This is a genomic window from Streptomyces blattellae (genome assembly GCF_009709555.1).
Taxonomy (GTDB): domain Bacteria; phylum Actinomycetota; class Actinomycetes; order Streptomycetales; family Streptomycetaceae; genus Streptomyces; species Streptomyces blattellae.
This window is the reverse complement of the sequence record NZ_WJBG01000163.1, coordinates 41,474-48,504: the sequence shown is the minus strand read 5'-3', so window position 1 is coordinate 48,504 and position 7,031 is coordinate 41,474. Positions and strand designations below refer to the sequence as shown.

At 75.4% G+C, this 7,031-nt stretch carries 6 protein-coding genes; 5 read left to right on the top strand and 1 reads right to left on the bottom strand.

The genetic code is table 11. The features are described from left to right. The first annotated feature begins 1,257 nt into the window (after positions 1-1,257). The 3 genes from GFH49_RS20820 to GFH49_RS20810 all read left to right on the top strand — a co-directional run bounded on the left by GFH49_RS20820 (position 1,258) and on the right by GFH49_RS20810 (position 3,355). On the top strand, positions 1,258-1,686 hold the full coding sequence (locus GFH49_RS20820) for a hypothetical protein (protein WP_155057603.1): 429 nt from the start codon (positions 1,258-1,260) through the stop codon (positions 1,684-1,686). A 536-nt stretch (positions 1,687-2,222) separates the two neighbouring features. Further along, positions 2,223-2,504: a hypothetical protein gene (locus GFH49_RS20815; protein WP_155057602.1), complete on the top strand. Its 282-nt coding sequence runs from the start codon at positions 2,223-2,225 to the stop codon at positions 2,502-2,504. After that, the gene (locus GFH49_RS20810; protein ID WP_155057601.1) at positions 2,501-3,355 is read left to right on the top strand and encodes a hypothetical protein; all 855 of its coding nucleotides are present in this window, start codon (positions 2,501-2,503) and stop codon (positions 3,353-3,355) included. Before GFH49_RS20815 ends, GFH49_RS20810 begins: the two co-directional genes overlap by 4 nt. A 353-nt stretch (positions 3,356-3,708) precedes the next feature. Here the strand turns inward: GFH49_RS20810 and GFH49_RS20805 are convergent, their stop codons facing one another. Further along, positions 3,709-4,410 (bottom strand): GNAT family N-acetyltransferase, encoded by a 702-nt coding sequence (locus tag GFH49_RS20805; protein WP_230396403.1) that lies wholly within the window; start codon positions 4,408-4,410, stop codon positions 3,709-3,711. Between the two features lie 920 nt (positions 4,411-5,330). On the opposite strand from GFH49_RS20805, the gene GFH49_RS20800 reads away from it, so the two are divergent. Together GFH49_RS20800 and relB are read left to right on the top strand one after the other, a co-directional pair. Further along, complete coding sequence (locus tag GFH49_RS20800) at positions 5,331-5,657, top strand: hypothetical protein (RefSeq protein WP_155057600.1); 327 nt, start codon at positions 5,331-5,333, stop codon at positions 5,655-5,657. Positions 5,658-5,666: 9 nt separating this feature from the next. Continuing rightward, positions 5,667-6,797, top strand: coding sequence for a type II toxin-antitoxin system RelB family anti-toxin (gene relB / locus GFH49_RS20795; RefSeq protein ID WP_155057599.1), 1,131 nt, complete (start codon positions 5,667-5,669; stop codon positions 6,795-6,797). Positions 6,798-7,031: the final 234 nt, after the last annotated feature.

Here is a 7,031-nt window from a genome sequence, read left to right as displayed (position 1 = left end):
GCGCGCGGTCTCCTCCGGAGACATGACGCGCCGTCACTTCGCGACGGAAGATGTTGGGTTGCTCCGCAACCCTCTTGAAGACGTTGAGAGTTGAACGTTACTCTCTGTTGTCCGCTTCTCGTGGTCCCGGGTGCCGGCCTCGGGGTGGGATCCTGGCCTGTGGGGCGTGGCTCCCGATTTTGGTGGCGGCTCGATCTTCTGTTTTCCCTGTTCAGAGGCTTGATGCCTCCTGTTTGAGGGGGTTTGCGTCTCTGGTCCAGCTGGGCCGGGGCGCCCGCCGGGCTTCCCGGCCCCGGCTCGTTGTGGTTACAGTATGGCAGCAGCAAGGGGAGGTTGGCAACCGGTGCCGCATCGCTGCTGTCTGACGGTTCATCAGATCAAGCGTCCATGCTTGGTTCTGAGTGGACTAGACCTCTCTAGAATTGATACGCATTCCATTACGGGTTACGTGGCGTCAGAAACTTATTCCGCTGGAATTGACAGTGCGTCATCCAGAGGGAATCCCGATTAGCGGGTTGTTACGGGTTCGGGAAAGGACACGTAACGCGTAACGGAGTTGCGGGGAGAGAAAGGCGACCCGTAACAGAATAGGGCACGGGAAGGAATTGGGGAATTGAGCGCCACAAATTCAGTAGTTGCCGTAGTCGACGGTACGCGCGGGGCGGGCGAGGAGCGGGCGGCGGGCGGTGGTGGCGCTGCGGACGGGAACGGTGTGGCGGCCGAGGTCCGGCCGGTGCGGTACGAGCGCTGGGGCGACGTGCCGGCCGGGCTGGTCACCCGGGCCCGGCTGGGCGACGCCGACCCGCCCCGGCGTCCCGGCGGGCCCGTCCGCGCCCGCGTGTCCACGACTACAACTGGCGGGGCAAGCTGCAGACGTTCGACCTGTACGCCGTCGCCGAGTCCGTGCCCATGCGGCCACCGGCCGCCAGCTGGCCGCCGCGGCGCAGCGGCGGGCGGTGGGGCGGGTGTGTGAGGGGTGCGGGGGTGGCGGTCAGCTGCCGCTGCTGGAGCACGAGGGGCGGCGGGTGTGTGCGGCGTGCCGGCATCTGGCGCAGCTGGCCGGCACGCAGGAGGCGTTGCGGGTGCGCAGGGCTGAACTGGGGTTGTGGGCTGGGGGGTTGGTGTCGCGGCCGCTGGCGGTGGTGTGGGTGGAGGTGACCGCGGCGCCGTTGTTCGGGTTCGGGGCGGGCGCGGCCGCCGCTGGCCGGGCGGGTCCAGGTCGCGGACGAGACGGGCCGCGTCCTGGAGGACGTCCTGGTGCGCCTCGCCGGGCCGCGCACGAGCGGGGCACCGGCGGGCGCGGTTTCGGCGGCGGAGGGGTCGGGGCGGATCGCGCGGGTGCTGGCGGTGCGCCGGCGGGTGGTGTGGGGGCCGCTCGGGGACGTCACGGCGCGGCTGGAGGTGCTGGGGCATCCCGCAGGCCTCGACCGCGCCCTGGCCGTAGCGGGCGGCTGCGGGGGCGTCCGGCCGGACGCCGTACCCGGCGGGCACGGGATCCTGTGGCCGGACGACGTCGCCTCCCGGTACGCACAGTGGTGCGGCGAACTCGACCCCGCCACGGGGAAGTTGCGCATGCCCTGGCCACCCGGGAGCGCCGACCGCCTCTGGTACGTGATCGCCCAGATGGCCGGCGCGCACGGGGGCGTTACGGGCCCGGTGGGCGCGGCGGCGCAGCCCAGCGGGTGACGGCCGGGCGCCCTCCGGTCGCCGGCGGGGTGCAGGACGGGCGTGACCTTCCGGGGGTGCGGCTCGTTGTGGGGGTTGGGGTGGCCTGTGCCTTCGCGGGTGCCGGCTTGGTGTGCGGGGTGTGTGCCGGCCCAGGCTCGGCCGGTCGAGATCAGATCGCCTGGTTAGGGTATCCGGTCCCTCGGACGGGACGGGCGCCCCGGACGCTCCCGCCCCGCGTACGCCGCCGTCGAGACCGAGCCCCGCGCGGTCTCGACGGCGCGGCCGGGCAGGCCGGCTGACGGCCCGTACGCAGGCCGGGCCGTGCCGCAGGGGTGGGCGTTGGGCGCGGTGGGCCCTGGCGGGGCGTGGACGGGGACTGCTCGGTTGTGGGCGCTGGCCTGGGCATTGCCGCGGGAGGCGAGGAGAACGTCGGGTGCGGGGCAGGCGGTGCGCGAGTCGCGGAGACGGGGCGGGCGCTGCCACCATCGGCTCACCGCGACCGGGCGCACCCCGGGCCGCGGACGTCCCGCCGAACCGTCTGGAGGCACCCCCTCATGTCCGCTCCCCCGCCCGCCGCCGGGCCCGTTGTCGAGCATGGCGGCGCCCGGTCGGCGGCCCGGGCCGAGGCCGCCTTGGGCAAGCTCGGTGCGGGCGAGGCGGCCGTCGTCATCGCCGTGGTCGCCGCGGTGACGCTGCTCGCCGTCCTTCAGCGCCCGATCCCGATGGTGCTGACCCTGCTCGCGGGCGCCGTGATGGTGCTGCTCGCCGGGCGCCGCGCGGGCCGGCTCCTGGCCGTCGTCGCCGAGCTCGCCACCAGCGGCGGCGGCCGCGGGTGAGCCGCCCGGCGGCCGAGCCGGTGGAACTGGCGCGGCTGCGTGGCTGGTTGCGCGCGGCGAAGGGGCGGCGCACCTTCGAGGCCCTGGCGCGGCGGGCCGGTGCCCGGGAGATGCCGGTCTCGGCGTGCACCGTGCGCCGGGCCCTGGACGGGCGGCTTCCCACCCTGTACACCGTCCGCGCGTTCGCCCGCGGCACGGAGGCCGACGAGGAGGAGGGCGCGCGGGTGTGTACGGCGGCCGCGGCCGCCGTACACCCGGTGCCCGTCAGGAGGCCGACCGCGTACGTGCCCGGACGCCAGATCACCACCCGGGCCGGACTGGCCACCGCCATGGAGAAGATCCGGGCGGCGGCCGGCGGGCCGAGCCTGCGCCGGCTGGCCGACTCGCCCGCGGCCGCGGGCCGTATCTCGCGCAGCGCCCTGCACAACGCCCTCACGGGCCGACGGCTGCCCGGCGAGGAGTTGCTGGCCGGCTTCGCCGCGGCGTGCGGCGCCGGCGAGGAGACCGCCCGCGCGCTGCTCGCCGCCCGCGCACGGATCCTGACCGGCCCCCCGACCCCATCGCGGGCGGGGTACCCGTGCGAGATCGCCGAAGAGGCCGAGGCACGGCGCGAGCGGGACGCGGCCGTGCGCCACTGGATCCGGGACGAGGACGAACTCGACTGGTACGAGAAGCAGTTGCGCGACGAGGAAGAGGCCGAGCACCGGCGGACGGAAGCCTGGGTCGACGACCTCACCGACGACGAGCTCCAGGAGCTGCAGCAGGCGCGGGACGCGGCCGGCGCAGGGCGGGGCAGCCTTCGCGCCGAACTCGCCGCGTACACCCGGACGGCGAGCGGGTCCGGCGACTGACGGCCGTATGGTGCCGCCGTTACGGCGGCGCGTGCTGGTCCCGGGCCGAGCGGAGCGCGGCGCACAGCCGGCGACCGTCCGCGGTGTCCGGGATCTTGGCGCGGCCGGGGTTAGCCAGCCGGTGTGTTCGCCTTGGGTGCGGCGGGCGTAGGCGTCCAGGCCCGCGAGGCCGGGCCGGGCCGCGGCGACCTCGGCGGTCAGCGCGCGGACCGAGGGACGGCGGGCCTCGCCGGGTGCGGCGAGCTCGATCCGGCGTAGCTGGGCGAGGGCGCCGGCCGCGTCGCCGGCATCCAGCAGGGCGCGGGCGGTGTCGGTGGCGGCCCGCGCGCGGCGCTCGGCCGTCGGCACCGAGGTCACCGGTCGGCGAGCAGACCCTCCAGGACACCGTGTCCGTACGACACCCGGCCGGTGAGCGGGCGCACCAGGTGCCGCATCGACGCATCCGCCGGGTACCGGAGCCGGCCGATGGGCAGCCGCAGGTCGAACGGGGCGCCGGGCGCCAGGACGTGGAATCCGTCGGCCTCGTAGTACGGCGCCAGGTGGGGCTTGTGCGTGTGGATGCCGCCGAGCATCGCCTCGTAGCCCTGGCGGGTGTAGGAGTCGACCAGGTGGCCGACGAGCCGGTGCCCGAGCCCCTGGCCGCGGGCGTTGTCGGCCACCGACACCGCCTCCAGCTCGACGAGCGACCGCGACAGCCGCATGCACCACTGCAGATCCAGCCCCGCCTCCGCCAGCCACTGGACCGGCGGGACCGCATGGGCGAGGCCGACGACCTCACCGCCTGGGTGTTCCTGGGCGAGCAGCAGGGTCGCCGTGCCGAACCCGGCCGGCAGACGCCAGCCGGTGCGCATCCGCTCAACGATCCCCTCAGCCATCGCCGCGTCCATGAAGTCCACCGGCTCCAGCAGCGCGCGCACCACACCGGGATCATCGTCCGGGGTGGCCGGACGCAGGAGATACCGCCCCAGCACCACCGCTCCCGGGCCGGATCCGGGTTCCGGCGCCGCCGCCGGTGCGGCGCGGCGTTCCGCACGTCGTCGAGAAGCTCGTCCCATACCCCACATCCTCACCCAACACCGTCCAGTCCGGCGGACGTTGACTGCCGGACCGGCCGGTGGGCGAGCGGGAAGGGAGAAGGCCAGCGGCTGAACTCCCGTGCGCCCAGGTCCCGTACCGGGAACGAGGCGCGGGGCAGCCGGCGGAGCACGCCGGTGACGGACGGACGGCCGTGTCGGCGCCGACGGCCGCTCACGCGCTGGTGCCCGGCAGGACCTGCGCCAACACGGCCTGCGGGGTGTCCTGATGCGGCGGAATCGCGACCCGTACAGCTCAGGAGCGCCGCCGGCTCGGTGAGCCGGTCAGCGGATGCCCCACATCGTGAACCCGACGCTCGCCAGGGGCAAGCACGTCTGGAATACGACGCCCCGGGACAGCAGCAGTCTGCGTCAGCCGGCGGGCGGCCGTCTTCCCTCCGGATGCGCGTCAAGGCCGGCACCGAGGGCGGTGCCGGCCTTGACGCGGCGGCGGGCGCGGGCCAACGCGCTCGCCTTCCAGGACGGGTTCGGGCTTGCGACCAGGAGCCGTCAGGAGGACACCGGCGAACTCGCCGTCGGTGTCGTGCTGTTAACCACCGTCTTTCTGATACGGCCCAGGCCGCAAGTCGGCCCGAACAAACGGTGGGCCGCCAGGAGGGTCTCGGGCACGCAACCCGTCGTCGTCTCCCTGGTTTTGGCGGGCCGGCCGGGCGCCGGATTCCTCGCCGGGACGGGGAACACCGACGGGGCCCGCAAGCCGCATAGCGACCAAAAGGGGCGCTGGGACGGGGCGGCGGGGTACCGGGGCGTGGAAGGCTGTACGCCGCGCAGCCCGATCAGCGGCAGGGCCAACTGCCCCTGGACCGCGCACCCTTGCGACCACAGCACCGGGCCCCGGCATGCCGCCGGGCGGCCCCCGTCAGGAATGAGTCCTGCACACCATGAGCCTTCCCCCGCTCCCCCGCCCGGCCAGCCCCGGCCCGGCCTGTACCTGCGCACCCGCCGCCGCGCCGACGCCGCCGGCGGGCGGCGGCGAGCCGGACGGCACCACCGGGCGCTTCGGGCCCACGCACGCGCTGATCCTGCTGATCGCCGTCCTCGGGCTCGGCACCGGCCTGTTCCTCGCCGGCACCGAGCTGCAGACCGTCTTCGCCCTCCTGGGCGGCTGCGGGGCGATCGGCGCGGCCACCCTCACCGCCGCCGGCGGCGGACGCCGCCTGATCAGCGTCCTCGCCGAGGCCGCCGTACGCTCCGGCGCGGGCAGGTAGGCGCCGGCCATGACCCGTTCCCCCGCCGACGACGCCGGCCGGCACCCCTTCGCGCACCTCGCCGGGCACCTCACAGCCCTGCGCGGCGCCGCCCGGCTGACCCAGCGCGCCCTGGCCGAGGCCGCCCACATCTCCCGCGGCGCCGTCCAGCGTGCCGAGTCCGGCACCGCCCCGCCCACCCCGTCCGTCCTCGACGCCTATCTGCGCGCCTGCGGCGCCGGCCCGGCCGACCAGGACAAGGCCCGCCGCCTGCGCGCCCGCGGCCGTACCGCCCAGCGCGACCGGCTGCGCGAACTGAAGGCGCCCTCCCCCGCCCTCGTCCACGACGAGCGCGACCTCGGCCTCCTGCTGGCCCAGACCTACGAACGGGCCGGCGCCCCCCGCCTCCCGTTGCCGCGCACCACCGCGTGGCGGATCGTCAACCGCAAGGGCCTGCCCGCCAGCCGCGAGCAGCTGATCACGTTCCTGACCGCCTGCGGCATCCACCCGCCCGCACAGCGCCCCTACCTCGACGCCTACCACCACGTCATCGCCCAGCGCGGCACCCGCCCCGCGCCCCCGCGCGGCCGGCGCAGGCAGGTCACCCAGCGCATTGTCCGCAGCCACCCGCTCCCCCTCGCCCGCGGCGGGACCGACACCGGCGCCCTCCTCGACATCGACTTCGACCGGCTCGCCGCAGCCCTCCGCCCCGTCCTCGAAGCCCTCGCCGCCTACCAGTCCCGCTACTACGACGCCGACCGGCTCGCCGCCGGCATCAAACCGGCCGTCGACGCCCTCGCCGCACAGTCCCGTCACTACGACTACGACCGGCTCGCCGCGGGCATCCAGCCGGCCGTCACCGCCCTCGCCCTCATGTTCCGGTCGGCGAGCCGCGAGGCGCACCGCAACGGCACCACCCCACCCGACTGGATCACCGCCACCAGCCTCATCACCCACGGTGTCGACCTCGCCCGGCCCGACACCGCCGCCGTCTCCCGCCCCGCCGACGACCACGGCACCGACCTCGTCGTGCACACCGCCGACGGCGGCACCCAGCTCTACCAGGCCGCACACAGCCAGCGGCCCGGCACACCCCCGGCGCTCCCGCCGGCCCTCGTCCCGCAACCGCCCCCAGCCACACCCGCCGCCCGCGCCGCCTGACCGACGGCGACGAAGCCGGCGAAGCCAACCGGCACGCCCAGCCGTAACGGCGCTGCTCCGTCGCCGTCGGCTCGCGCAGGACGGCGGAACCCCTGCGGGCCTCGCAGGCAGACCCGCTCGCGTACGGCGGGGCAACGGCGTCGTGCGAGCGTGAGCAGCTGTCCGGCGCCGTCCTCAACTCCCCCAGGACACAGAGGTGGAGGTGTTCGTCGCCCGGGCCCGGCCCTCGCGGCG

What these genes read in the sequence shown, in the direction of transcription:
- GFH49_RS20805 (WP_230396403.1), bottom strand. Translation starts at nt 4,410, where the DNA reads ATGGGACGAGCTTCTCGACGACGTGCGGAACGCCGCGCCGCACCGGCG.
- GFH49_RS20800 (WP_155057600.1), top strand. Translation starts at nt 5,331, where the DNA reads ATGAGCCTTCCCCCGCTCCCCCGCCCGGCCAGCCCCGGCCCGGCCTGT.
- GFH49_RS20815 (WP_155057602.1), top strand. Translation starts at nt 2,223, where the DNA reads ATGTCCGCTCCCCCGCCCGCCGCCGGGCCCGTTGTCGAGCATGGCGGC.
- relB (WP_155057599.1), top strand. Translation starts at nt 5,667, where the DNA reads ATGACCCGTTCCCCCGCCGACGACGCCGGCCGGCACCCCTTCGCGCAC.